19 protein-coding genes and 2 tRNA genes are annotated in these 24,235 nt (G+C 41.6%); 8 read left to right on the plus strand and 13 right to left on the minus strand.

Annotated features, from left to right (window positions below):
• The first annotated feature begins 7 nt into the window (after positions 1 to 7).
• Positions 8 to 589 carry a DUF2179 domain-containing protein gene (locus BY457_RS09000; RefSeq protein WP_258176679.1) on the plus strand — a complete coding sequence of 194 codons (582 nt, stop codon included), beginning with the start codon at positions 8 to 10 and terminating at the stop codon, positions 587 to 589.
• Positions 590 to 796: 207 nt separating this feature from the next.
• Here the strand turns inward: BY457_RS09000 and BY457_RS09005 are convergent, their stop codons facing one another.
• The 3 genes from BY457_RS09005 to BY457_RS09015 all read right to left on the minus strand — a co-directional run bounded on the left by BY457_RS09005 (position 797) and on the right by BY457_RS09015 (position 2,913).
• Positions 797 to 2,173, minus strand: coding sequence for an exonuclease domain-containing protein (locus tag BY457_RS09005; RefSeq protein ID WP_106153002.1), 1,377 nt, complete (start codon positions 2,171 to 2,173; stop codon positions 797 to 799).
• Positions 2,174 to 2,694: 521 nt separating this feature from the next.
• Positions 2,695 to 2,778 (minus strand) — tRNA-Leu (locus BY457_RS09010).
• A 62-nt stretch (positions 2,779 to 2,840) separates the two neighbouring features.
• Positions 2,841 to 2,913 (minus strand) — tRNA-Gly (locus tag BY457_RS09015).
• Between the two features lie 462 nt (positions 2,914 to 3,375).
• Here BY457_RS09015 and BY457_RS09020 point away from each other — a divergent pair.
• Entirely contained in the window at positions 3,376 to 4,827 is a 1,452-nt protein-coding gene (locus BY457_RS09020; RefSeq protein WP_106153003.1) for a glycoside hydrolase family 16 protein, read from the plus strand.
• A gap of 5 nt (positions 4,828 to 4,832) precedes the next feature.
• On the opposite strand, the gene BY457_RS09025 is transcribed toward BY457_RS09020, so the two are convergent.
• The gene (locus tag BY457_RS09025; protein WP_106153004.1) at positions 4,833 to 6,617 is read right to left on the minus strand and encodes an SLC13 family permease; all 1,785 of its coding nucleotides are present in this window, start codon (positions 6,615 to 6,617) and stop codon (positions 4,833 to 4,835) included.
• Between the two features lie 295 nt (positions 6,618 to 6,912).
• Between BY457_RS09025 and mazG the strand changes: the two genes are divergently transcribed.
• Complete coding sequence (mazG, locus tag BY457_RS09030; RefSeq protein WP_106153005.1) at positions 6,913 to 7,689, plus strand: nucleoside triphosphate pyrophosphohydrolase; 777 nt, start codon at positions 6,913 to 6,915, stop codon at positions 7,687 to 7,689.
• 213 nt (positions 7,690 to 7,902) lie between these two features.
• Here mazG and BY457_RS09035 read toward each other — a convergent pair whose 3' ends face one another.
• Genes BY457_RS09035 through BY457_RS09045 form a run of 3 tightly spaced genes read right to left on the minus strand, consistent with a single transcriptional unit; the run spans position 7,903 to position 11,011 of the window.
• Entirely contained in the window at positions 7,903 to 8,499 is a 597-nt protein-coding gene (locus BY457_RS09035; RefSeq protein ID WP_106153006.1) for a DNA-3-methyladenine glycosylase I, read from the minus strand.
• A 16-nt stretch (positions 8,500 to 8,515) separates the two neighbouring features.
• Positions 8,516 to 10,318, minus strand: coding sequence for a TrkH family potassium uptake protein (locus tag BY457_RS09040; protein ID WP_106153007.1), 1,803 nt, complete (start codon positions 10,316 to 10,318; stop codon positions 8,516 to 8,518).
• Positions 10,319 to 11,011 (minus strand): potassium channel family protein, encoded by a 693-nt coding sequence (locus BY457_RS09045; protein ID WP_106153008.1) that lies wholly within the window; start codon positions 11,009 to 11,011, stop codon positions 10,319 to 10,321. It abuts the gene before it with no gap.
• A gap of 149 nt (positions 11,012 to 11,160) precedes the next feature.
• Between BY457_RS09045 and BY457_RS09050 the strand changes: the two genes are divergently transcribed.
• Entirely contained in the window at positions 11,161 to 13,410 is a 2,250-nt protein-coding gene (locus BY457_RS09050) for an amino acid permease (protein WP_106153009.1), read from the plus strand.
• A 100-nt stretch (positions 13,411 to 13,510) separates the two neighbouring features.
• On the opposite strand, the gene BY457_RS09055 is transcribed toward BY457_RS09050, so the two are convergent.
• Positions 13,511 to 14,512, minus strand: coding sequence for an ornithine carbamoyltransferase (locus BY457_RS09055; RefSeq protein ID WP_106153010.1), 1,002 nt, complete (start codon positions 14,510 to 14,512; stop codon positions 13,511 to 13,513).
• Positions 14,513 to 14,603: 91 nt separating this feature from the next.
• Positions 14,604 to 15,581, minus strand: a complete 978-nt coding sequence (locus tag BY457_RS09060) for a carbamate kinase (protein WP_106153011.1) — start codon at positions 15,579 to 15,581, stop codon at positions 14,604 to 14,606.
• 208 nt (positions 15,582 to 15,789) lie between these two features.
• On the opposite strand from BY457_RS09060, the gene BY457_RS09065 reads away from it, so the two are divergent.
• The 4 genes from BY457_RS09065 (at position 15,790) to BY457_RS09080 (ending at position 20,142) form a co-directional block, all read left to right on the plus strand.
• The gene (locus tag BY457_RS09065) at positions 15,790 to 16,506 is read left to right on the plus strand and encodes a hypothetical protein (protein WP_258176680.1); all 717 of its coding nucleotides are present in this window, start codon (positions 15,790 to 15,792) and stop codon (positions 16,504 to 16,506) included.
• A gap of 131 nt (positions 16,507 to 16,637) precedes the next feature.
• Positions 16,638 to 19,142: a DNA translocase FtsK gene (locus tag BY457_RS09070; protein WP_106153012.1), complete on the plus strand. Its 2,505-nt coding sequence runs from the start codon at positions 16,638 to 16,640 to the stop codon at positions 19,140 to 19,142.
• A 44-nt stretch (positions 19,143 to 19,186) separates the two neighbouring features.
• Positions 19,187 to 19,843: a LolA family protein gene (locus BY457_RS09075; protein WP_106153013.1), complete on the plus strand. Its 657-nt coding sequence runs from the start codon at positions 19,187 to 19,189 to the stop codon at positions 19,841 to 19,843.
• A 65-nt stretch (positions 19,844 to 19,908) separates the two neighbouring features.
• Entirely contained in the window at positions 19,909 to 20,142 is a 234-nt protein-coding gene (locus BY457_RS09080) for a (2Fe-2S)-binding protein (protein WP_106153014.1), read from the plus strand.
• Positions 20,143 to 20,398: 256 nt separating this feature from the next.
• Here BY457_RS09080 and BY457_RS09085 read toward each other — a convergent pair whose 3' ends face one another.
• The 4 genes from BY457_RS09085 to BY457_RS09100 form a co-directional block, all read right to left on the minus strand.
• Positions 20,399 to 21,652, minus strand: a complete 1,254-nt coding sequence (locus BY457_RS09085) for a sodium ion-translocating decarboxylase subunit beta (RefSeq protein WP_106153015.1) — start codon at positions 21,650 to 21,652, stop codon at positions 20,399 to 20,401.
• Between the two features lie 66 nt (positions 21,653 to 21,718).
• Positions 21,719 to 22,144, minus strand: coding sequence for a biotin/lipoyl-containing protein (locus tag BY457_RS09090; protein ID WP_106153016.1), 426 nt, complete (start codon positions 22,142 to 22,144; stop codon positions 21,719 to 21,721).
• A gap of 119 nt (positions 22,145 to 22,263) precedes the next feature.
• The gene (locus tag BY457_RS09095) at positions 22,264 to 22,632 is read right to left on the minus strand and encodes an OadG family protein (RefSeq protein WP_106153017.1); all 369 of its coding nucleotides are present in this window, start codon (positions 22,630 to 22,632) and stop codon (positions 22,264 to 22,266) included.
• A 12-nt stretch (positions 22,633 to 22,644) separates the two neighbouring features.
• Positions 22,645 to 24,204, minus strand: a complete 1,560-nt coding sequence (locus BY457_RS09100) for an acyl-CoA carboxylase subunit beta (RefSeq protein WP_106153018.1) — start codon at positions 24,202 to 24,204, stop codon at positions 22,645 to 22,647.
• Positions 24,205 to 24,235: the final 31 nt, after the last annotated feature.

Raw genomic sequence — 24,235 nt, forward strand, 5'->3', positions numbered from 1 at the left:
AGATAAAATGATGATTACAGAAGGCTTTTGGTACACGTGGGTTTTGATTCCGGCACTGATATTCATTGCCCGTGTTGCAGATGTAAGTATCGGGACCATACGTATTGTGTTTGTTTCCAAAGGATTGAAGCTACTGGCTCCATTGCTCGGATTTTTTGAAATTTTCATTTGGCTGTTGGCCATGACCAAGGTATTTGAGAATCTCGACAACTGGCTTTATTTCATTGCCTACTCTGCCGGTTTTGCCACCGGCAATTATATAGGATTGCTCATTGAAGAAAAACTGGCCCTTGGATATGCCAATCTGCAGATCATTACTCAGAAATCCGGTATTGACCTGGCGCGTAAGCTGTCGGATGAAGGGTTTGGTGTAACCTGGAACGATGCCAATGGCTCACGTGGTGAAGTAACCGTTATTTACTGCGTAATCAAACGTTCCAATTTTAAGCGTGTAACCGAAATTATCAAGAAGTATAATCCGCGGGCTTTTTACACAATAGAGGACATTCGCTTTGCCAATCAGGGCGTTTTTCCTATGCGCACCATTCAACGCTCAGTAGGCTATTTCCCCTGGCGAAAGGGAAAATAATATCAGCAAAGGAATCAATAGATTGTTAGATTTTAGAAGTTAGAGATTAGAATAAATCTTAAGATGTTGACATTCTGCATTTTATAAAAAACACTCCTTTGAACTTAAAGTTCTAATTTACAGAGCTTTGAAAAAGCTTAACGGACTATTGAGGAATTGAAGCATCAATAAAACCGGAGTTTTTATTTCTCTCTGATGTTCCTTTTTCTAATATTTCAGAATTTTAGTGCTTCTGTTGGCATTGTTTCGCAACCATGAACGTACAATCTGGCGGCTGTCCCGGTTATCTGTTCCTCCTGCCAGAAAATCTTCCAAATCATCGGGTTCCCGGATGAGATTTTCCTTTTGAATCCATCCATACCCTTTAACCGAGTTTCGGGCAATCCAAACAAATGACTGTTCGCCGGCCTCCCTGCCTGCGTCAAAGATGACAAAATTACGGGAGACAAAATTCAGGTGCTCCATCATTTTTTCAGCCCTTCGATTGTAGGATTCATGTGGCTCCTCTCCCACACAGGCACCCTGGCACAAGTGCACCGAATAATTAAAACATGCTCCCGATGGTTGTTCCAGCCCACAAAGTCTGCGGCATAATCCGAATTCATCAGCCCAACCCGACAAGGCAACTGCTGCTGCATCTTTTGTCGAAAAAGCATCCAGCGGCTGGTTGATGTTATCTTTTATTCTGTCAATAAAGAACCTCTGGTATCCATTGCGATCCTTGATGGAATAGATGCCCCAGTTAAAAAGAGTACGGCGTCCTGCTCTGTTGAAAAGAGGCTTCTGTTGTTTGATTTCATCCGATTCCATAAGCAGGGCCACCAATTCACTTCCGGTGAGTTCAAAGCTGACATCCACCAATTGTTCTTTTATTCTGAGGTTTCTTTTTCCTTTTGCTGAAAGGTGTGAAAGTACCCGTTTACGGATGTTTTTGCTCTTTCCCACATATATCACATCATTTTCGGCATTGTGAAAATAATAGATACCCGGAGCTTCCGGAAGTTGTCGGATTTTGGCCATCTCCAGATCGGGATGAATGCCTTTGATATCAAGGTCTTGCTCAGCAAGGATGTAGTCTCCCTGCTGTTCAATCAATCGATTCAGTAGCAATGCTGTTGCATGTGCATCTCCCCCGGCCCGGTGCCGGTCAGATAGAGGAATTCCCAAATCATGACAAATATTTCCAAGACTGTATGAGCGATGACCGGGAATGATTTTTCGGGATAACCGAACGGTACAGAGTACTTCGCGCTGATAATTGAATCCCAGAGACTCAAACTCCTTCCTGATAAAGTTGTAATCAAAAGGGGCATTGTGGGCAACGAAGATGGCATCGTCGGTTATTTCAACGATTTTCTTTGCGATTTCGAAGAAACGTGGTGCATCTTCGACCATCTGATTGGTGATGCCGGTCAATTGACTGATATAAGGTGGAATGTGGCATTCCGGATTAACCAGCGAGACAAACTCATCGACAATCTTCTTTCCCTGCATTACAAAAATGGCAATTTCCGTAATGCGGCCAATGCCCGCCTTGCCGCCGGTGGTTTCTACATCAATTACTGCATATTTTGGCAAATCCATGACGCAAATTTATGAAAATCCACTGAACCCTATAATCGGTTGTTTTATTATAAAAATCTTTAGTTTTTTTGCAACTGACCATCAGTTACATCCGAAAAATAGTAGGTTCTGAACCGTGAAAAATGCATTGATTGCTTGCATACAACAGCACTTTAGCCTACTTTTGTATAAAGAACATTGACATAAGAAATGCCACACCGGTATTATTGATTGTTAAACTCAACACTACAATTATACCGAGTAAAACTATCTGGGAAAAGGGCAGGCCTCAACCTTCGGGTTGTCTTCGGACACGGAGGATCCCCGCTTTTCAGGTGTACTCAAATCCTGTCGTCAGGAGTTTAAATAATCCAACCGGTGTGGCGCCTGATTATATGAAAGGTAATCCGTTTATTCGGGTTACCTTTTTTTATTTCAGAAATGTTTGTGATTGGAAATTCGGGATCAGTAATACGTATCGTAATACAATGAAAAAAAGGCTGCAATCAACTATCTTGTAGTTAATTACAGCCTTTAATTTGTGCCCAGAACAGGACTCGAACCTGCACGGCCTTAAGGCCACCAGCCCCTCAAGCTGGCGTGTCTACCGATTTCACCATCTGGGCAGCAGACAAAATAAAAACGAGATTTATCAAATTAAATGATACATACCTCGTTAATAATTCAGAGCGAAAAACGGGACTCGAACCCGCGACCCCGACCTTGGCAAGGTCGTGCTCTACCAACTGAGCTATTTTCGCATTTTTTATAATTACTCATTTTATTGAGCCTGCTGAATATTTTCGGAATCCTTTAATTCCAACAGCGAGTGCAAAGGTATAAAATTTTTGTTTCCACAAAATAGTTTTTCAAATAAAAATATGCTCTGAGATCAGGCAAATAGCCTAATAACCTCATTTTCTGACAAAAAAAATATTGAAAAAAATATTGGCGTCCGGTTAAAAAATTGAGAATGCTTTATCCTGCCCATACATACTTAAAAGACAATCGAGTTTTTTACCATAAAGGACTGTTTTTGTTGTTAACTGCAAAAATAACCTGCTTGTTTCGTTTTTTTAAAAGCATCAAAATGCTATATTCGTTGTAATTTTGTATGAAAAAGCTCTATACTCATGACATTGGGATGATTTTTAATCATAAAAATAAGCTCAAATGCTTTTTTTGGCGTAGAAACAAAAACGACTAATTTAATATACAGTAAAATGGCTGGCATATTTGGATCACTTTTTGGCGGAAAATTTCCGGATACAGTAAAGTATGAAACTCAACGAAATCAACTGCAGGACGATTTTCAACGTTTTAATGAAATAGAATCTTCGGCCTTGTTGCAGCGTTACAGGGAACTCGATCAGGAGATTCATTCCGGAGCGTTTGAAAAACGCGTCAATGACTTAAAGAACAAAAGGTTTAAAGATACGGAAGAATTTAAACATTTGACGCGGTATAAGCAGTTGAGCAAAAGCAATGATATCAAGACATATCTGAAGTTTAAAAGCTCCGGAAAAGCAAAGAAAATTGAAGAAATTCTTGCCTCCGAGCGCTACCAAAGGTTTCTTGAGTTGGAAAAGTTTGTCAACTCACCAGAATTCTTTAAAGAAAAATCAAGTCCCGACTTTAAAAAGTCTGATGCTCACCATAAGTATAAAGAGTATAAGCGACTCAAAAATGACAGTTCTGTTAAATGGACCGTTAAAACCGGGAAATCTTCACAATATCAGATTTATAAAAGGCTTCAGGATAGTGACAGAATCAATGAATACTATAACCTGCAAGCAGCTGTTGAATCATCCGAATTCAAGCAATTCAAGGCTGAAATGGAAGATAAACAACGGTTCAAAAAGTCTGATGAAGCTGCCCTTATTAAAGAATTCGAGGAATTAAAGAAACAACCGGATATTGTATGGTATCACAAGATAAAAGATAAAAACTCATTTGAAGAGCTCAAAAAATGGGAGCTTACCTTTGAAGATAACTTTGACAGTGCCTCTCTTGATACCGAAAAATGGATTACAGGTTACTATTGGGGTAAAGCACTAATGAATGACTCGTATGTTCTCGACGGTGAACACCAGATGTTTAAGGATGAAAACATTGATCTTCGGGACTCTTCGTTGCGCATAAGGGTGCAACAGGAAGCTTCCAAAGGTAAAGTTTGGAATCCAACCTGGGGATTCAGAGAAAAGGAATTTGAATACACTTCAGGAATGATTAGCACCGGTCAAAGTTTCAGGCAGCAATATGGTCGTTTTGAGGCCAAGGTGCGCTTTACGAATACCTTTCCCGTGCTGAATGCTTTCTGGATGGTCGGGGAACGAATGACGCCGCACATTGACATCTTTAAAACCATTTATCCGGGAGGACGGATGGTTGAAGCCGGTATTATCTCTGATGTGCAGGGAAAGGGGATTACAGAGTCAACCAAGAAAGTGAATGGTGCCAAATTTGCCAATAAATATTTTATCTACTCGTTCGACTGGTCCGAAAATGAAATGGTATGGAGTATAAATGGTGTTGAGATCTATCGTCAAACACACAATATTCCGCAGGAGCCAATGTATCTGACTTTCTCTTGTACTTTACCGGAAAATCCGGGTGACAAACACCTCCCCTCCGAAATGGAAGTCGATTGGGTAAAATGTTATCAACGGGTTTAACCGGGTTAGAAATACATAAGACTAAGAACCGTGATGGTAACGAGCATATAGATAATGGTCAGCGGGAAACCAATTTTAAAGAAATCTTTAAAGTTATAGTTTCCCGGGCCATAAACCATCAGGTTGGTTTGATAGCCGATGGGCGTAATAAAATTGGCCGCTGCAGCAAATGAAACCACCAAAGCAAATGGTTCCGGTTCCAGTCCGAGTGTTTTGGCAGCTGTCAGTGAAATTGGAAAAACAATGGCAACTGCTGCTTTATTTGTGATGTAAGCTGCCAGGACTGTAGTCATCAGATAAATTCCAAAAAGCAAGGTAACACGGCCAAATGGCAGAAAAACACTAATAATCAGGTCAGCTACCATATCGGCCACCCCGGTTTTGATCATGGCAGTACCCAAAGCCAGAGACATAGCAATAATAACGGCAAGGTTGTAATCAATACTTTTGGGCATGTCTTTGGGGCTTACAATCTTGAGTGTGGATACCACAATCAGCACCACAAACAAACCGATAAACAAGGGAACGAGCTTTATTGCGGCCAACAGAATGGCAAGCAATGTTCCTCCCAATAAAGTATAGATTTTATATTTTTCGGTACGATTAAACTCCCTGATTTTTGAGATCAGATAAAAATCCTGCTCACTCTCGGCCCGACTGATAAAAGCCTCACCTACCAGGAGCATCAATACGTCGCCGGCCTTAAGTTTGGCTTCATCTATTTTTCCGACTACACGTTCACCATTTCTATGCAGGGCAAGCAGGGCCGAGTCGAAACGTCCTCTGAAATTGACCTCCTTAACTGTTTTTGTAATAAGCGAAGAGTTATGCGAAACAACGACTTCCACCACCTGTGTTTTCTTCAGCTTGGACATCATCCCGACTGATGGCAGAGTCAATCCGCAATTTTCGGATAGCAAACGCACCACATTTTTGTTTTCTCCGGCAAAACGTAATAAATCTCCTTCCTGAAGTCTGAAATTATCCGAAAGCAGTTGGTATATCCTGTTTCCCCTGATGATTTCTATCAGCACCAACCCCTCCATATCGCGGATTTCTGAATCCTCCAGCGTCTTTCCAACCAAGTGACTGTTGCGGCGGACCTCGGCCTCAACCAGGTATTTTCTTTCTGCACTGGAATATTCTTCCATTACACTCTTTCTGTCGGGCAGCAACTTGTACGAATAGAAATAGAGATAAGCCATTCCAATAATCAACATGGGAAAACCAACCCAGAAGAAATCAAACATCCCCAGTGAGGGCATATCCGGAAAAATCTTCTGATCCACAACCATACCATTGACTATGAGGTTTGTGGATGTTCCAATCAGCGTAACACAGCCACCCAAAATTGCGGCATAAGAAAGCGGCATTAGCAATTTGGAGGGGGCGATGTTGTTTCGACGGCTCCATTGGTGCACGTATGGCATCATTACCGCCACCAAAGGTGTATTATTCAAAAAAGCAGAGAACCCTCCCACCCAGATCATCATCCTGGCGAGAAAACCTTTGTATTTCATGGATCGGGGAAATGCTTTTTCAAAAATGGCTTCGATAACAGATGTCTGCCGGATGGTATCGCCCAAAAGCAACAGCATAATTATTACTGCAATTTGTTCGTTGGCAAAACCGGCAAGAATTTCGGATGGTGTCAGGATTTTGAAAATCCCCAGCACCATAATGGCTATAAAGAAGGTAAAAGCTGCCCCCATCAGTTCCCGGTAGAGGGAAATCAGTATAAATGCAAGTACCAGAAATACAAGTATTACATCAAATGTGGGGACACTCATAAAGTCTTGTTTTCTCAGTTTTCAGGGGGTGCAAGTTAAAACTATTTTCGTAAAAATTAACAAATATGTTTTGAAAACCCTCCTCTTTCATGGTTTTGGTTATTAACAAAAACTCTACAACCGAAAAATTTCACATCACGTTCATAATTGCTACTTTTGGTCATTGAATGGTGATGGCAAGCATCACAGATTGAGTTTTTATTTGTTTTGAGCAACGTCCGGCAAAAGGAAACAGAATGTTTTAATAGCTTGTTTGTCATGATTTTACCGGACAACATCTAAATGTAAGGAACCAATGCAGGAAAAGAAAGAAGCCTTTGGCCGATTGCTTGAAGTAATGGACGAATTGCGTGAAAAATGTCCATGGGATAGAAAACAGACCAACGAATCGTTGCGGACACTGACTATTGAGGAGACTTATGAATTGGCAGACGCCTTATTGGATGGCTCTCAGGATGCCATACGCAAAGAACTTGGTGATTTGTTGCTTCATATAGTTTTTTATTCAAAAATTGGTGAGGAAAAGGAGGCCTTTTCAATCAAAGAGGTGATTGATTCACTTATTGAAAAATTGATTTACCGCCATCCGCACATTTTCGGAGAAACAAAGGTAAAAGATGCCCGTGAAGTTGAACAAAACTGGGAGGCACTTAAGCTAAAGGAAAAAGACGGGAATCGTTCCGTATTGGCAGGAGTACCCAAATCGTTGCCTGCCATGGTAAAAGCCAACCGCATTCAGGATAAAGCCAGAGGCATGGGGTTTGACTGGGAAAAACGTGAACAGGTATGGGAGAAAGTCCAGGAAGAACTGGAGGAACTGAAGGTCGAAATGCTTAAAAACGATCAGGATGCCATAGAGGATGAGTTTGGAGATCTGTTCTTTTCATTGATCAATGCCGCCAGGCTCTACGGAGTGAATCCAGAAAACGCACTTGAACGCACCAATCAGAAATTTATTAAACGTTTTAATTATCTGGAACGAAAAACCATAAAACAGGGCATTGACCTGAAAGGACTTTCGCTGGCCGAAATGGATGAAATCTGGAACGAGGCGAAGCGGGAAGAGTTTTGAGGTTTGGGTTCTGAGCTTTGAGACTTATAACAGACTAATGGTAAGCGATGGTTTGTCAAACACTTTCTTACACCCAAATAAGTTACTGAAAGTCAACTTTTATACCCTCTAACCAGGAGGACTTATTTCGTGAAAAGAGTTAATTCAAGTTGCTGCCATTGACAATTGAATACAAAAATTTTGTGTCAGGCTTTCCCTGCTTTGATCATGACGTCAGCAGCGTCTTGCCCCATGCTCAAGGCTCTCTGCTCTAACAAAACACCCTGTCACATGGTCATTTACCATTCCAGTGGCTTGCATATGGGCATATACAATGGTACTTCCAACAAATTTAAAACCTCTTCTTTTAAGATCTTTACTAATCTTATCTGATAGCGGTGTTGAAGCAGGAATCTCCTCCATGGCTTTAAAATGGTTTACAACAGGTGTACCATCAACAAATCCCCAAATATACTTGCTGAAGGAGCCGAACTCTTCCCGCACTCGCAGAAATGCCTGTGCATTGGTCACGGCTGCTCTTATTTTTAACCGATTACGAATAATTCCTTCATTCTCCATGAGCCGGTTAAAATCATCTTCATTGTATCGGGCAATTTTATGAAAATCAAACTGATCAAAAGCTCTTCTGAAATTTTCGCGTTTGCGAAGTATGGTAATCCAACTCAATCCGGCCTGAAACCCTTCCAAAATAAGAAACTCAAAAAGTGTTTCATCATCAAACACCGGCCTGCCCCATTCTTCATCATGGTATTTCACATAAAGCGGATCGTCTCCGCACCATTGACAACGTTTAAGATTTTTTTCAGACATACTACTAAATTGTTATTTATCCTATCATCAATCGGGCATTGGGATATCGGTAGGCTCCGGAAACAATTCTCCGGCTAAAAATCACCACCATGGTCAATGAGCCTATTCGACCGACAAACATAGACGTAACCAGAATAATTTTGCCTGCCACAGATAATTCTCCCGTAATTCCCAGTGAAAGCCCAACTGTCCCCATTGCCGATATCTGTTCAAATAGAAGTGCCCGAAATGAGAACTCCGGATTGGTAATTGCCAGTAAAATGGTAAAGATAAAAAGAAAGGTAAGAGCAACTGCAATAATTGCGTACGTTTTATTGACCGAGGCCCACTGAATGTTTCTTTTATAGACTTCAACATGCTCACGGCCTCTGATATTGGCCCATGCAGCTTTCAGAGCTACTGCAAATGTGGTGGTTTTTATGCCGCCCCCTGTGGAACCAGGGCTGGCGCCAACAAACATAAAAAGCATGAAAAACAGAAGTGTCGGAGTTGTCAGAAGAGAGGTATCAACCGTATTAAAACCAGCAGTTCGCGTAGTGGCTGACTGAAAAAAAGAGGCTACAACCTTACCCGCAAATGAATGATCTTTTAATGTGTTGTCGTATTCAAAGATAAAGAACAATGCTGCTCCCAAAGCCAGCATCCAGCAGGTAATGGTTAAGACAACCCGGGAGTTAACCGTTAGTTTTCGCCAATATCCTTTGGGGCTTCTGCGATGAGTGGGATTTGTAAATACATCCTGAAGTACAATAAATCCAAGTCCTCCAACCACAATTAAAATCATAATTACAAGTTGTGCACCGTACTGAAAGCGAATGGGCGCCTCAAATAAACCGTTGGTAAAAAGTGAGAATCCCGCATTGTTAAAGGCAGAGACGGAATGGAAAACAGAATAAAAAATGCGATCAACAGTATCCTGGAAACCAAATTGATTGCCCCATAAGAAGTACAACAAAACTGCTCCTGCAATTTCAAAACTTAAACTGTAAAATATTACCTTTCGCAAAATTCCCGTCAAACTTCCAATATGTTCTGTATCCAGTACATCCTTCAGCAAGCTTGATGTGTATAAGCTACCGCTTTTTCGGTAAAAAGAACCAATAAAAGTGGCAATGGTAAGCATATTGAGACCGCCAAGTTGAAAAAGCAGCATAATAATTAACTGTCCCCTGAAAGTAAAAAAAGTAGCAGTATCCTGAACAATCAGACCGGTAACACAGCTAGCGCTGGCAGAGGTAAACAGTGCATCAACCCAGGATATGGTTCCGTATGTCATTTCAGGCATTTTGAGTAACACAGTTCCCAACAGAATAAGTATGAGAAAAGAGAGTGCCAGAAATGCCCCGGGACTAATATGAAGTTTGCGCATATTGATTGATGCACGACCTGTTTCGCGGAGAACTACAATCCAGAAAACACCCTGAACCAGTATGAAATACCCGTGAGGCGACAACCCGGCCAACAGGGATAAGTGAAACAACCAGGCTTTGCCAAAAATAAAGAATACCAATGATTCACTAAGAATCAGAAGCATAATAAAGCTTTCCCATATGTTTTTTTTCAAAAACTTTTGGGGATTAAAATCAAAAAATACCCGAAAGCAGAACTGTAAAAGAAAGAAATCCAGAACTCTGTGAAGTTGAAATATAAGATCTTCAGTAATTGTATCGTCGGGCGAAAATCCAAAGAAGCGAATGATGAAATAAAGGCCTGTCAAAGCGGCAATTACAGACAAGACATTCATGACGCGGAAAAAATTTGTCCTGATATCGAACAGGAAAATATTTATTCGCTCGCGCAGATTTCTTAACTGCCCCATTTACTTATTTATTTCAATGAATCGTTCCACATGAACTCTTTTGCCAAAAAGAACCAGAGAATCGTTTTCCCTTATCAGACTTTCTCCTCTAGGTATCCCATAAATGTGTTGTTCACGCACCATTTCGCCATCTCTTTCCACTTCCACGCTTCTTTTCATGGTAATGAGATTGAGATGATAGCGCCGTCGAAGCGCAATGTCTATGAGTGATCGCCCAATTACATCGGGTGGCGCAGCCACTTCCATGATGCAAAATTCGTCCGGCAGATCCAAATATGAAACAATAGAGGGATTTATAAGTCTTTCTGCAACGTTTATTCCAACTTCATCTTCGGGTGAAAGAATCTCTTTAACACCGATTTTTTCGAGAATAACCCTCTGATTCTTTCCTCTGGCGCGAGCCATTATTCTTTTTACACCGATGTCCATCAATAGTGTAGTGCAGAGCAATAGTTGTTCAAAGTCCTCGCCAATGGCTACAACCACCGCATCAAAATCAAGAATACCTTGTGATAGTAAGGTTCTTTTATCTGTGGCATCCATTGCCACCGCGAGCGCTACACGATTGCTCATTTCTTCAATAATATGCTCACTGCGATCGATGGCCATAACTTCGGCCCCTTTTTTTGTCAGTGACTTAGCAATGGCCATCCCAAACTGGCCCATTCCTATAACGGCTATTTTCTGCGCCATATATGATTTAGATTAGAGGAACGAAAGTATCAAAAAATACTACAAAGTGCAATTGGGAATCTATCTTGAAGAATGATTTTTCTTCCTTGTTGTAACTAAAATTGAAGATTTGTTCTATATTTCCGAAATAAACCTCAATTAAAAAACTTATGGGATCGGACATTACCACCAATACTGCCCGGCGCTTTGGAACCGCCCCGGTTTTCATCACTGCCATATCAACTATTTTAGGGGCCATATTATTTCTTCGTTTTGGTTATGCCGTTGGAACCATCGGTTTTACCGGCAGTTTGTTATTGGTCATTCTCGGACATTTAATAACCATTCCTACTGCTTTGGCGATTTCTGAGTTATCGACCAATACCCGGGTGGAAGGAGGTGGAGAATATTATATTATTTCCCGTTCCTTCGGACTTAACATTGGGGCAACCATCGGCATCGCGCTGTTTTTGTCGCAGGCAATCAGTATTGCTTTCTATATTATTGCGTTTACCGAAACTTTTGAAATGCTTTTTCAGTGGTGGGCTACACAGTATGGCTGGGAATTGCCACGTCAGGTAATTAGTCTTCCTGTATTACTGATTCTTGCCATTCTGATCATCCGCAAAGGCGCCAATATGGGGATTGGACTTTTGTATGGAGTGGCAGGCATATTGTTTTTGTCACTCATAATGTTTTTTCTGGGAGCCGGAGAACCGGAGCTTGTAACCGGGGATCATTTCAGTTCCAATTTCAGTTTTTCAAACAGTCAGGAGTTTTTCACGGTGTTTGCCATTTGTTTTCCTGCTTTTACAGGGATGACCGCCGGTGTTGGTCTCAGCGGAGATCTTAAAAATCCCGGGAAATCGCTCCCTATAGGTACGATGACGGCAACCATTTCAGGAATGTTGGTTTATATACTGGTAATATGGAAAATGTCTGCCTCGGTATCCACGGAAGCATTACTTTCCAATCAGTTAATCATGTCACAAATCGCGGTTGGAGGAAGTATTTTTGTACTCATGGGGCTTGCAGCTTCTACCCTTTCATCGGCATTAGGTTCAGTATTGGTAGCTCCCCGTACTTTGCAGGCTCTGGCAGGTGATAAAAGTTTCCCGCTGCCTGGAATCAATAGAAAACTGGCAAAAGGGAAAGGTGTTACCAATGAGCCCCGCAATGCTTCAGTGGTGGCATTTCTCATTGCATTTGTGTTTGTGGGAATGGGAAATGTAGATGCTGTTGCAGAAGTGATATCCATGTTTTTTCTTATTACCTACGGATCGCTCTGTCTCATCAGCTTTCTGAACCATTGGGGCTCTAGTCCTTCTTACCGACCCAGATTCAGATCGAAATGGTATTTTTCATTGATTGGCTTTCTTTTATCAGTGTGGGTCATGTTTATGATTAATCCGCTCTATACAATTGTTGCTTACTCCCTGATTACCTTAATCTACCTGCTTATTGAGCATTACAATAAAGACAGAAAAGGACTTGTTAATCTGTTTAAAGGAGCTTTATTTCAGTTAAACCGCAAACTTCAGGTTTATATGCAGAAAAATCAAAGTCCTGTTGAAAGTGAAGAGTGGCGTCCGGCAGCAGTATGTATCTCCGCAAATTCATTTGAGCGCGAAAAGATTTTCGACTTGATGAACTGGATCTCTTATCGCCATGGTTTTGGGACTTACTTTCATTTTATAGAAGATTATTTCAGTCGTCAGAGCTTTTTGGCCTCCAGAGAAATCATGCATCAGTTGGTTGAAATACAAAAGGAAGAAGAAAGCACCTTATACATCGACACCATGATTTCTCCATCTTATACTTCAGCCATCGCCCAGATTATTCAGGCTCCCAGCATTTCGGGAATGGAAAACAATATGGTTGTATTTGAGTATGATAAAAACGAACCTGAAGAGGTGGAACGCATCATCACCAATATAGCCCTTACCAAAGCTGGTAATTTCGATGTCTGCGTCTATGGAATGGGACAATCGGCAACCCGGTTCCGAAATGGCATTCATGTGTGGATTAGACCGGTGGACTATCTCAACGCCAACCTGATGATTCTGCTTGGTTACATTATACTTGCACATCCCGACTGGCAGAAAAGTAAAATAAAGATTTTCAGTATTTGTGCACCGGAGCAGGTAGAGCAAACCAGAGCACAGCTGAATCACCTTGTTGAAGAAGGACGCTTACCTATTACTCTCTCAAATATTGAGATAGTACCGGCTACAGAAAACAGAGCAGTTCACGAAATTGTGGAAGAGAAATCAAAACGAGCGGGCCTGACAATAATCGGATTTAGAGAAGAACACATTAAACGCCGGGGAGCAGAATATTTCAACGATTTTTCCAATTTGGATGATGTATTATTTGTAAATGCCTCACAGGCCAGGACTATTGTGGAAAAAGAGGATTAAAAGGGCCGATATCTAATTAACAAAGGATTACCCCCCCCGGGTATAGCACCCGGGGGGGTAAACTCCCTCCTGCTGGGAGGCTCAAATTGCTATATCCGCATCAGGCTCCAAGCGTTGCCACCATCACGGCCTTGATGGTATGCATGCGATTTTCAGCCTGATCAAAGACAATAGATGCCGGAGATTCAAAAACTTCTTCGGTTACTTCCAGTCCGTCCAGTCCGAATTTCTGGAAGATCTCCTCTCCTACCTTTGTTTCCCGGTTGTGAAATGCCGGAAGACAATGCAAAAACCTGCAGGAAGGATTACCTGTTAGTTCCATTGTTTTGGCGTTGATCTGATAAGGTTTCAACAGATCTATCCGTTCTTTCCAGGCATCATCGCCCTCTCCCATTGACACCCAGACATCCGTATAGAGAAAATCACATCCTGAAACTCCTTCTTCCACTTTATCGGTAATGGTAATTTGGGCTCCGGTTTCTTCAGCAATCTGCCGGCATTGAGCCACCAGTTCTGCATCGGGCTGCAGAGATTCAGGGCCTACAATACGTACATCCATGCCCATTTTAGCTCCTCCAACAAGGAGCGAGTTGGCCATATTATTACGCGCATCTCCCAGATAAGCAAAGGAAACCTGATTTAAGGGTACATTCGAATGCTCTTTCATGGTCAAAAAATCCGCAAGAATCTGAGTTGGATGGAATTCATCGGTAAGACCATTCCAGACAGGCACACCGGAATATTCAGCCAGTTCTTCCACTATTTGTTGTCCAAATCCGCGGTATTCGATACCATCATACATTCGTCCAAGAACACGAGCAGTATCTTTCATGGATTCCTTATGCCCGATCTGCGAACCGGAAGGTCCGAGATAAGTAACATGGGCTCCCTGGTCATGTGCTGCCACTTCAAAAGCACAGCGGGTCCGCGTGGAGGATTTTTCGAAAATCAGAGCGATATTTTTTCCTGAAAGCCGTTGCTGTTCGGTGCCGGAATATTTGGCAGCCTTGAGTTGTTCAGCCAAATCAAGCAAAAAATGTATCTCCTTTGGTGAAAAATCCAGTAATTTTAAAAATGATCGGTTTTTTAAATTAAAAGCCATTGTATTTATTTTAAGTGTTCATTTTTCCGTTATCCCCTACCCCTCTACCTTAATCTTAACCTCTACCTTAGTCTTAACCTCAGCCTTAGCCTCAATCATACTTATGTAAATCCTTCACATCGTATTCCATGGTAATTTTAGTACCAAAGGATTTGTCTTCCAATTTTTTTGACTCTGTAATAATACTTTGACGCCCTCCTTTTTCAATAAAAGACAAAGCAGCCCTGATTTTAGGAGCCATATTACCTTCACCGAAGGTTCCTGCCTCAAGATATTTCAACGTATCCGTATGATTCAAAAATTCCAGTTTTTGTTCATTGGTTTCTCCATAATTAAGATAGACAAACGGTACATCCGTAAGAACATAAAATTCATCCGCTTTAATTTGTGTAGCCAGGATAGAACTTGCCAAATCTTTATCCACAACAGCTTCGGATGGGCGTACAAGTCCTTCGTCATCGGTATAAACGGGGATTCCGCCTCCCCCAACTGCAATAACAATAGTCCCCGCGCGGGCGTTACTCTCCACCACTTCACAATTCATTATGGATTTGGGTTCTGGAGAAGGAACAACTCTGCGATACCCGTCCTTGTTCTTCTTTTCCTCTTTAAAGATCCACCCTTTCTCTTTATTAAGCCGGTCTGCTTCTTCCTTTGTCATCATCTTTCCAATCCGTTTGGTCGGATTGTTAAATGCTGAATCGTTCGGATCCACCTCCGTCAGGGTCATTAATGTTAAAACATTTCTTTTAAGATTGTGTTTACGCAAAACATTCATCAGGCAACGTTCAATCATATACCCAATCCCTCCCTGACTGTCAGCAACACATATATCCAGGGGCATTTGCGGAACTCCGTACTGATTTTCTCCTGCATCGTTGCGCAACAGAATATTTCCCACCTGGGGGCCGTTTCCATGAGTAAAAACCAGATTATATCCCTCTTTAACAAGAAAAATAAGATTCTCAAGTGTTTCGGTGGTGTTGGCTTCCTGCTCTTCAATCGTCCCGGACTGATTGTTTCTCAGCAGTGCATTGCCACCCAGGGCAATTACAGCAAGTTTGGTCATAGTTTAGATTTTGTCTTATTTAGAACACTATTTTCGCTAAAAAAAGAAGGTTTAACAATGACCTTTATCAATAAATCCGGATAGTTCTATGCCTGCTCCTTTTTGACGAGTTACCGGAATGGAAAGACAAGCGCTTGTTGATTTTCTGATTTTTGCGTTATTTTTGAAAAGTACTAGCTATTTATACCATACATAGATAATCCATTTTATGAAGCAACGTCCACGTTTTATTTTAGAATCCCTTTCTCTCTGTGCTCTGTTCGTGTTTCTGATTATTGCAGGATGTAAGCAACAACCAAAACAAAAAACACCTGTGGTTTCACAAGGTGTGGTAAATTATTCCATTTCTTATTCGCCCGAAATAAAAGCAAAGAGCTATTCTTTTTTGCTCCCCGAAGAGATGCAATATTTTTTCCGAACCGGGCAGGAACGGATTTCATTTGCCGGAGATTTAGGGATTTACACATTGGACTTTATATCCAATCATCAAACCGACAGCAGTGCAACCCTGTTAAAGATCATCAACAAAAAAATGTATGTCCCGGCATCTGAGAGCAATGAACTTTTCATTTTTCAGCAGCTAAAAGAAGGGAAAGTGGTGTTTGAAAAAGATACCACTCGTAATATCTTAGGTTATCGGGCACAAAAAGCTATAATTAAATTACCCAAAGAAAACAACGAAATCATTGTTTGGTACACACCTGAAATAGCCACCCCTACCACCAATAAAAACACTCCTTTTGCAAAAATTCCGGGTGTTATGCTTGAATATGCCATTTATTTTAATGATGTGTTATTTACACTGACCCCCATTTCTGTGATCGGTGATACACTTCCTGAGTCTATATTTGAAGTTCCGGGAGATTATCAGACATCAACAATTCAGGAAATTGAACAAACCATCTCAACAATAATCAAAAAATAAAACAATTAATAATGCTTTTAGCCGTTGAATTTTCGCCCACCTTTATGCATCAGGTTAAACTTTATTTCTCGTAATAGCTTAAAAGGCCCGTTCAATTATTATTTTTGCAGGAGGAAAACCAATTTTACATCATGAGTAACGGCAAAAAGACAACAAAAAGGAAAAGAAGTCAAAAATCAGGTCTCTCCAAATGGGAAACCAATCTGAAGAATTTCAAATTTAGATTTATCTCAGGTCTGTTGCTGGTAGCACTTTCGTTTTACCTGGCCCTGGCCTTTATGTCGTTCTTCTTTACCGGTTTTGCAGACAGAAGTAAATTTGATATTGCCTTTTGGGATTTCATTAAAAACGCTGAAATAACTGTAGAGAACTGGACCGGTAAATTCGGAGCCTGGCTGGCAGACACTTTTATTAACGACTGGTTTGGGGTTGCTTCCACATCGGTAGTTGTTTTGTTGTTTATGACAGGTATCAAACTGGTGGGAGCAAAAATCATGAAACTCTCCACTGCTTTTGCTAATGCAGCACTTATTACCATTTGGATTTCACTGACCCTCGGTTTCTTTTTCATCGATTCGGTAAATGACCGATATTTGCTGCTGGGGGGTGCACATGGATATTTCCTGAGCACCTGGTTACAGGCCGCAATCGGATGGGCAGGAACCTTTATTCTTATTGTGGTTTCTCTTTTTGCTTATTTATCATTTAGTTTCGATTGGTTTATTGGCTTTGTCTCCCGCCCCTTTCACAAAAAGGAAGCAACCAAGGAGACCCAGATGGAACCTGAGAATCAAAAAGATGAGGAGATACCTAAAGACTCAGTTTCGGCTGCAGAGACAGAAAAACATCAATCCGACAAACCTTTGGATGAAGATTTATCTCTCGAGCGGGCGGTTAGTGGTCTTTCAGATGTTTCAACCCCGGTGAAACAAAATCCGGAAGCAACCGGCAATGCCTCTGATCATCAGGCTAAAGAAGTTCATGATGAGGAAATACTGGAAATGGACTTTAAGCCCGAGAATACCGATAAATCACTGGAACATGACGGAGATGAAGATCTGGAGCTGAAAATTGAAAAAGCGGCCCGGGAAGAGATGATGGAGCACAATGAAGATCAGCCATTGGGTGATTATGATCCGACGCTGGATTTGTCCTCTTATAAACTGCCCACTTTTGATTTGCTGGATGACCATGAAGCCGGTTCTGGCCAGGTGGGTGAAGAGGAGCTGATCTCTAATAAAAACAAGATTGTTAAAACACTGGAAGATTACAAAATACAAATTAAGAGTATTAAAGCAACAGTCGGTCCGACTATTACCTTATATGAAATAGTTCCTGCACCCGGAGTTCGCATTTCAAAAATAAAAAACCTGGAGGACGACATCGCACTTTCACTCGCAGCACTCGGAATCCGGATTATTGCCCCAATTCCCGGACGGGGAACCATCGGTATTGAAGTGCCTAATTCAGAACCGGAGATCGTATCCATGCGGTCAATAATTACCTCCCGTAAATTCCAGAACAGTAAGTTTGAACTACCCATTGCCTTTGGTAAGACCATCAGCAACGAGACTTACATGATTGACCTGACCAAAGCTCCCCACATGTTGGTGGCCGGAGCAACAGGTCAGGGTAAATCGGTGGGGCTAAATGCGATTATCACCTCCTTGCTGTACAAGAAACATCCTTCGCAGCTTAAATTTGTATTGGTTGACCCCAAAAAGGTGGAATTGAACATCTACAGTAAAATTGAGAAACATTTCCTGGCCAAGTTGCCCGATGAGGAGGAATCGATTATTACCGATGTGCAACGCGTTGTAGCAACCCTTCACTCCCTTACCATAGAGATGGATCAACGCTATGACCTGCTGAAAAAGGCTCATGCCCGAAATATGAAAGAGTACAACCACAAATTTGTGAAACGTCAGCTCAATCCTGAAAAAGGGCATCGTTTCCTCCCCTATATTGTGGTAATTATTGATGAGTTTGCAGATCTGATTATGACAGCCGGTAAGGATGTAGAGATGCCTATCGCCCGTATAGCCCAGCTTGCCAGAGCTGTGGGGATACATATGATTATTGCCACGCAGCGTCCTTCCACCAATATTATTACCGGGGTTATTAAGGCCAACTTCCCTACCCGGGTAGCCTTTAAGGTAGCTTCGATGATCGATAGTCGCACAATTCTGGATTCTCCGGGAGCCAATCAGCTGATTGGTCGCGGAGATATGCTCATTACCCAGGGAAGTGACCTGATTCGTGTGCAATGTGCCTTTGTGGACACCCCTGAGGTGGAGAAAATTAATGATTATGTAGGTGCTCAACAAGGATATCCTTCTGCCATGATATTACCCGAATACACCGGTGGAGACAGCGAAGGAGCCGAGCCCGGAGAGGTTGATTTATCCAAGCGTGATTCGATGTTTGAAGAGGCTGCAAAAGTAGTGGTAGCCAATCAATCCGGTTCCACCTCTCTTATCCAGCGACGATTTTCCATTGGATACAACCGGGCAGGACGTATCATTGATCAGTTGGAGGCTGCCGGTGTGGTCGGTCCTTTCGAAGGAAGCAAGGCCCGCCAGGTTCTGATTCCCGATGAATACCAATTGGAGAAACTTTTTGATAATATAAAGTAGTTTGGAACGGAAATTGAATGTCAGACAGAAAAAGACAATATACAATGAAGAAGTTTATTAAATTGCTAAGCATTACCCTGTTATTTACGAGTGCAACCCTCCAGGCGCAAAGCCCTGAGGTATTGAAAGCCAAAGAGATTCTGGACAAGGTCTCGGAAGTGACCAAATCTTACAGTTCCATCAAAGCTGATTTTACTTTTACACTTGAGAACAAACAAGCCGACATAGAGGATAGTTACGATGGAACTATTTTGATTTCGGGAAATAAGTATAAGGCCGATGTCATGAATGCCGAAAGTTATTTTGACGGGGAAACACTTTGGACCTATCTTACCGAAGTTGGAGAAGTGAATATATCAACTCCTGATCCCAACGATGAAATGTCTTTAAGTCCTTCCAATATTTTCAGTATTCATGAGGATGGTTTCAGGTATATTTTTGCAGGAGAAGAGGTAAGTGACGGAAAACAAATTCAGATTGTGGATCTGTTTCCTGAAGACAGAAACAAGCCTTTTTCGCGCATCAAATTGTATGTAAACAAGGCCAACAATCACATATCCAAAATCATGCAGATTGGCAAGGACGGAAACAATTATATTATTGAAATAAACAAAATGGAAACCAATGTTCCGGCTGAGGAGTCACAATTTGTTTTCAATACTGAAGAGCACCCAGATGTGGATGTAATAGATCTGCGATAAAATATTTCAGAATTTGCGATATAAGGCTGTTGTGTTAATTTTGCCATTTCACAACAGCCTTTTTTATGTCAAAACTTATATGTCTTTGCAACAGAGTGAGCGAAGAAACCATTAAAAAGATAATTGTCCGGCACCCGGAGGCAACCCTTCAGGATGTGATAAATAAAACAGGAGCATCCACTTCATGTGGTCGTTGCAGAACGGAATTGGAAGCAGTTTTTCAAAAACTGACTGAAAATTCTTCGGACAAAAATAAAAGTGCTCAACTAACGCTTCCGTTTGACTTCCCGGGTAATTAAAAAAAGCTTATATAGTGTTAAGGATATTCTACCGTCAAAAAAAGAGACCTCCGGAAGTCCGAAAGTCTCTTTATCAATCAACCAATTACTAAAAAGGATATTTATTACATAGTGCTTACCCGAAAAGTCCAATTTCTGCGTTACGTCCTTTCTGAAAACAGTTATTTACGAAAGTAAACGCCTTGATTTTCAAAAAGGACAAGCCTTGAACTTTTCGCATCAAGCACTTAAAAAAAACTCAGTTTTCTTGCTGGCACTACATCAGGAAACTAAGCATAATACCTGCCGCAACTGCAGAGCCAATCACTCCGGATACGTTGGGAGCCATGGCATGCATCAACAGGTGGTTGGAAGGATCACTTTTCAGTCCTTCATGCTGAACAACCCTAGCACTGTCGGGAACTGCAGAAACGCCTGCTGCTCCAATCAAAGGATTGATCTTGTTCTCCTTTTTCAGGAATAAATTCATGATTTTTGCAAAAAGCAACCCTCCTGCGGTGGCTACAATAAATGAAGCAGCACCCAGCACAAAAATCATCATCGACTCTTTTGTCAGAAATACGCTTGCCTGAGTTGAAGCACCAACGGTCAATCCCAGCAAAATGGTCACGATATCAATCAGTTTAGTACGGGCAGTTTCGGCCAAACGATCTGTAACACCACACTCTTTCATCAGGTTTCCAAAAAAGAGCATTCCCAGCAAAGGCAATGCAGTAGGGGAAATAAAGAGCGTCAAGATCATTCCAATGAGCGGGAACAAAATCTTTTCAGTCTTAGAAACAGCTCTGGGAGGTTTCATTTTTATCAGTCGTTCTTTTTTGGTGATCATCAATTTCATAATAGGAGGCTGAATAACCGGCACCAAAGCCATATATGAGTAGGCAGCAATGGCAATACTACCAATCAGTTCGGGAGCAAGTTTGGAAGATGCAAAAATTGCTGTGGGTCCGTCGGCGCCACCAATAATGGAAATAGCACCAGCCTGATGAATTTCAAATCCAAGCGCCATCGCACCGATAAAAGTTCCGAAAACACCAATTTGGGCAGCAGCCCCGAGAAGCATCAGTCGCGGATTAGAAATAAGAGAGGAAAAATCGGTCATTGCCCCAATCCCAAGAAATATCAGAGGCGGATATATTCCCTTTACCACTCCGAAATAAAGGTAATTGAGCACTGAACCATCTTCGTAGATACCAATCTGAAACCCTTCAATAAAGGGGATATTACCAAGAATAATACCTGTGCCAATAGGGACAAGCAACAGAGGTTCGTAGTTGAATTGAATAGCCAGGAAAATAAAAAACAATCCGACAAGAAGCATAACGATATTTCCAATGGTAATATTGGAAAAACCGGTATATTGCCAAAAAGTACTCATTCCCCTTGACAACGCACTGCCACTATCTGTACCACCTTGTATTACATCTTGGGCAGATGCATCTCCTCCGGTAAGCACTGAAACCATGAATAGCAGTCCGAGAACGGTAAATATTGTAACAAATTTTCTCACTTTAAGAATATTTGAAGGAAGCCGTTAAAAAAAGCTCCGGTGATTAAACAATAGAGATAAAAAACACTATTCAAGAACGATTAAAACGTCGCTTTGCAGCACCGAATCCCCTTCTTTCACTTTTACCTCTTTCACTGTTCCATCCTTATCGGCCATTACATTGTTTTCCATTTTCATAGCTTCCATAATTAACAATGTATCGCCTTTTTTTACCTCGTCGCCCACTTTTGTAAGCATCTTGAAAATACTTCCGGGCAGCGGAGCCAAAACCTGATGATCTCCGGTTGAGGGCTTTTTCACGATGTGCCCCTCTCCCGGCTTTGGCTTGACTTCCTGTCTCACCAATTTTGGTGTTTTTACTTTTCTCACCTCCTGCTCCAACTCAACAGAATAAGGTGTTCCGTTCACTTCCACAGAGGCGATATTGTCATCAATGTCTTTGATGTGAACGTGATATTTATTTCCATTAATGGAAAAATCAAACTTTTTCATGTTACACTAGTTTATTAAAAGGTCAGGTGGAATAATATCTGTAAGCATCAGTGTGTTGTATTTCTGATGCTTACAGATTTATATCCTTTTGATTAATTGATTAGCCGAGTGCAATCATCCTACCTGTGGGTAGTTGGTAACACATTGTTGATGTTGTAAATTTTTGAACTCCAGGGAGAATATCTTCTTTCCACCCGCTTGATGGTAATGATTTTACTCTCATCGTCATGAAGATCCGAAAAATACAAACTTAATGCTGTACCAATTGCAGCATTTACCTCGCCGGCAATAAAAGGCTCATCACCTTCAGTGCGCTCTACGTATTTGCCTTCTTTCTTCAATCTGCGCTTCAGTTGCATATTCAGCATCTTAGGCATAAATTTGAAAACAAAAATGAGTAGAATCAAGGCTGTAAAAACGACTGAATATCCAACTGCGGTGATTACCCAAATTTGCGGCCAGTTTACTGCATCTAATAAATAGGACATAATTTAGTCTTTTTACAAAGGAATATTACTGTGTTTTTTAGGAGGATTTGTCAGCTTTTTAGTCTGCAAACTCTGGAATCCCCTGATTACACGAAAACGTGTATTTCGTGGCTCGATAACATCGTCGATGTATCCGTATGAGGCAGCCTGATAGGGGTTGGCAAACTTCTCCTTGTATTCTTCTTCTTTTTTGGCAACGAATTTTTTCTTTTCCTCAGGATCGGTAATGTCTTTCATTGCACGTCCTTCCAGTACTTCAATAGCTCCGGAAGCTCCCATTACTGCAATCTCGGCTGTAGGCCATGCATAGTTCAGGTCACCCCGCAACTGCTTACAACTCATCACGTCATGAGCTCCACCATAAGATTTACGAAGCGTAATGGTTACTTTTGGAACAGTTGCCTCTCCATAAGCAAACATTAGTTTTGCTCCATGGGTGATAATTCCTGCATATTCCTGACCGCTGCCGGGAAGGAATCCGGGAACATCAACCAAAGTAAGAACAGGAATGTTGAAAGCATCACAGAAGCGAACAAAACGAGCTGCTTTGCGCGATGCATCAGTGTCAAGCACACCTGCCAGAAAGTTGGGCTGATTGGCTACCACACCTACCGAAGCACCTCCCATACGACAGAAACCAACAATGATATTCTTGGCATAATTGCGGTGCACTTCAAGAAATTCTCCGTCATCCACAATAGTGTAAATCACCTCTTTCATATCATAAGGCTGGTTGGGGTTGTCGGGAATAATTTCGTTCAGAGAATCATCCAGACGATCGATGGGATCAGTACATTCAGCCAAAGGAGGCTCTTCCAGGTTGTTTTGCGGAAGGTAAGAAAGCAATTTACGCATCAGCATAATTCCCTCTTCCTCATTCTCCAATTCGAAGTGTGAAACACCTGATTTGGTGGAGTGAACACGGGCACCACCAAGATCCTCAACAGAAATATCTTCACCGGTAACAGTTTTCACAACCTTTGGACCGGTTACAAACATATAGCTGGACTCCTCAGTCATCATGATAAAGTCGGTAAGTGCAGGAGAATAAACGGCTCCACCGGCACATGGGCCGAAAATGGCAGATATCTGAGGAATCACACCTGAGGCAAGAATGTTGCGCTCAAAAATCTCAGCGTATCCGGCTAGGGAGGTAACACCTTCCTGAATACGAGCACCACCACTATCGTTGATGCCAATAACGGGCGCACCAACTTTCATGGCCTGATCCATCACTTTGCAAATTTTCTGAGCAAAAGTTTCGGATAAGGAACCACCAAAAACGGTAAAATCCTGTGCAAAAACATAAACCACGCGGCCATCAATGGTACCATGACCGGTTACCACGCCATCACCCATGATTTTGTTTTTTTCCATTCCGAAGTTGGTACAACGGTGCGTTACAAACATATCGAATTCCTCGAAACTACCATCATCCAAAAGCATTTCAATGCGCTCACGAGCAGTAAACTTACCTTTGGCATGCTGCGCTTCAATACGCTTCTCTCCACCACCCAGTCGCGCCTTATTGCGCAACTCAATTAATTGCTTGACTTTATCCTGATTTGACATATTAAATATTGTTTTAAAGTTTCGTCTATTA

The sequence above is a fragment of the Marinilabilia salmonicolor genome (assembly GCF_003003035.1).
Taxonomy (GTDB): Bacteria; Bacteroidota; Bacteroidia; order Bacteroidales; family Marinilabiliaceae; genus Marinilabilia; species Marinilabilia salmonicolor_A.

Excerpts from the sequence above, each read along its gene's own strand:
- BY457_RS09095 (WP_106153017.1), bottom strand. The coding sequence starts at position 22,632 with ATGTCCTATTTATTAGATGCAGTAAACTGGCCGCAAATTTGGGTAATC.
- BY457_RS09065 (WP_258176680.1), top strand. The coding sequence starts at position 15,790 with ATGAAGCAACGTCCACGTTTTATTTTAGAATCCCTTTCTCTCTGTGCT.
- mazG (WP_106153005.1), top strand. The coding sequence starts at position 6,913 with ATGCAGGAAAAGAAAGAAGCCTTTGGCCGATTGCTTGAAGTAATGGAC.
- BY457_RS09100 (WP_106153018.1), bottom strand. The coding sequence starts at position 24,204 with ATGTCAAATCAGGATAAAGTCAAGCAATTAATTGAGTTGCGCAATAAG.
- BY457_RS09075 (WP_106153013.1), top strand. The coding sequence starts at position 19,187 with ATGAAGAAGTTTATTAAATTGCTAAGCATTACCCTGTTATTTACGAGT.
- BY457_RS09045 (WP_106153008.1), bottom strand. The coding sequence starts at position 11,011 with ATGGCGCAGAAAATAGCCGTTATAGGAATGGGCCAGTTTGGGATGGCC.
- BY457_RS09020 (WP_106153003.1), top strand. The coding sequence starts at position 3,376 with ATGGCTGGCATATTTGGATCACTTTTTGGCGGAAAATTTCCGGATACA.
- BY457_RS09050 (WP_106153009.1), top strand. The coding sequence starts at position 11,161 with ATGGGATCGGACATTACCACCAATACTGCCCGGCGCTTTGGAACCGCC.
- BY457_RS09025 (WP_106153004.1), bottom strand. The coding sequence starts at position 6,617 with ATGAGTGTCCCCACATTTGATGTAATACTTGTATTTCTGGTACTTGCA.
- BY457_RS09055 (WP_106153010.1), bottom strand. The coding sequence starts at position 14,512 with ATGGCTTTTAATTTAAAAAACCGATCATTTTTAAAATTACTGGATTTT.
- BY457_RS09005 (WP_106153002.1), bottom strand. The coding sequence starts at position 2,173 with ATGGATTTGCCAAAATATGCAGTAATTGATGTAGAAACCACCGGCGGC.
- BY457_RS09040 (WP_106153007.1), bottom strand. The coding sequence starts at position 10,318 with ATGGGGCAGTTAAGAAATCTGCGCGAGCGAATAAATATTTTCCTGTTC.
- BY457_RS09060 (WP_106153011.1), bottom strand. The coding sequence starts at position 15,581 with ATGACCAAACTTGCTGTAATTGCCCTGGGTGGCAATGCACTGCTGAGA.
- BY457_RS09035 (WP_106153006.1), bottom strand. The coding sequence starts at position 8,499 with ATGTCTGAAAAAAATCTTAAACGTTGTCAATGGTGCGGAGACGATCCG.
- BY457_RS09000 (WP_258176679.1), top strand. The coding sequence starts at position 8 with ATGATGATTACAGAAGGCTTTTGGTACACGTGGGTTTTGATTCCGGCA.
- BY457_RS09070 (WP_106153012.1), top strand. The coding sequence starts at position 16,638 with ATGAGTAACGGCAAAAAGACAACAAAAAGGAAAAGAAGTCAAAAATCA.
- BY457_RS09080 (WP_106153014.1), top strand. The coding sequence starts at position 19,909 with ATGTCAAAACTTATATGTCTTTGCAACAGAGTGAGCGAAGAAACCATT.
- BY457_RS09090 (WP_106153016.1), bottom strand. The coding sequence starts at position 22,144 with ATGAAAAAGTTTGATTTTTCCATTAATGGAAATAAATATCACGTTCAC.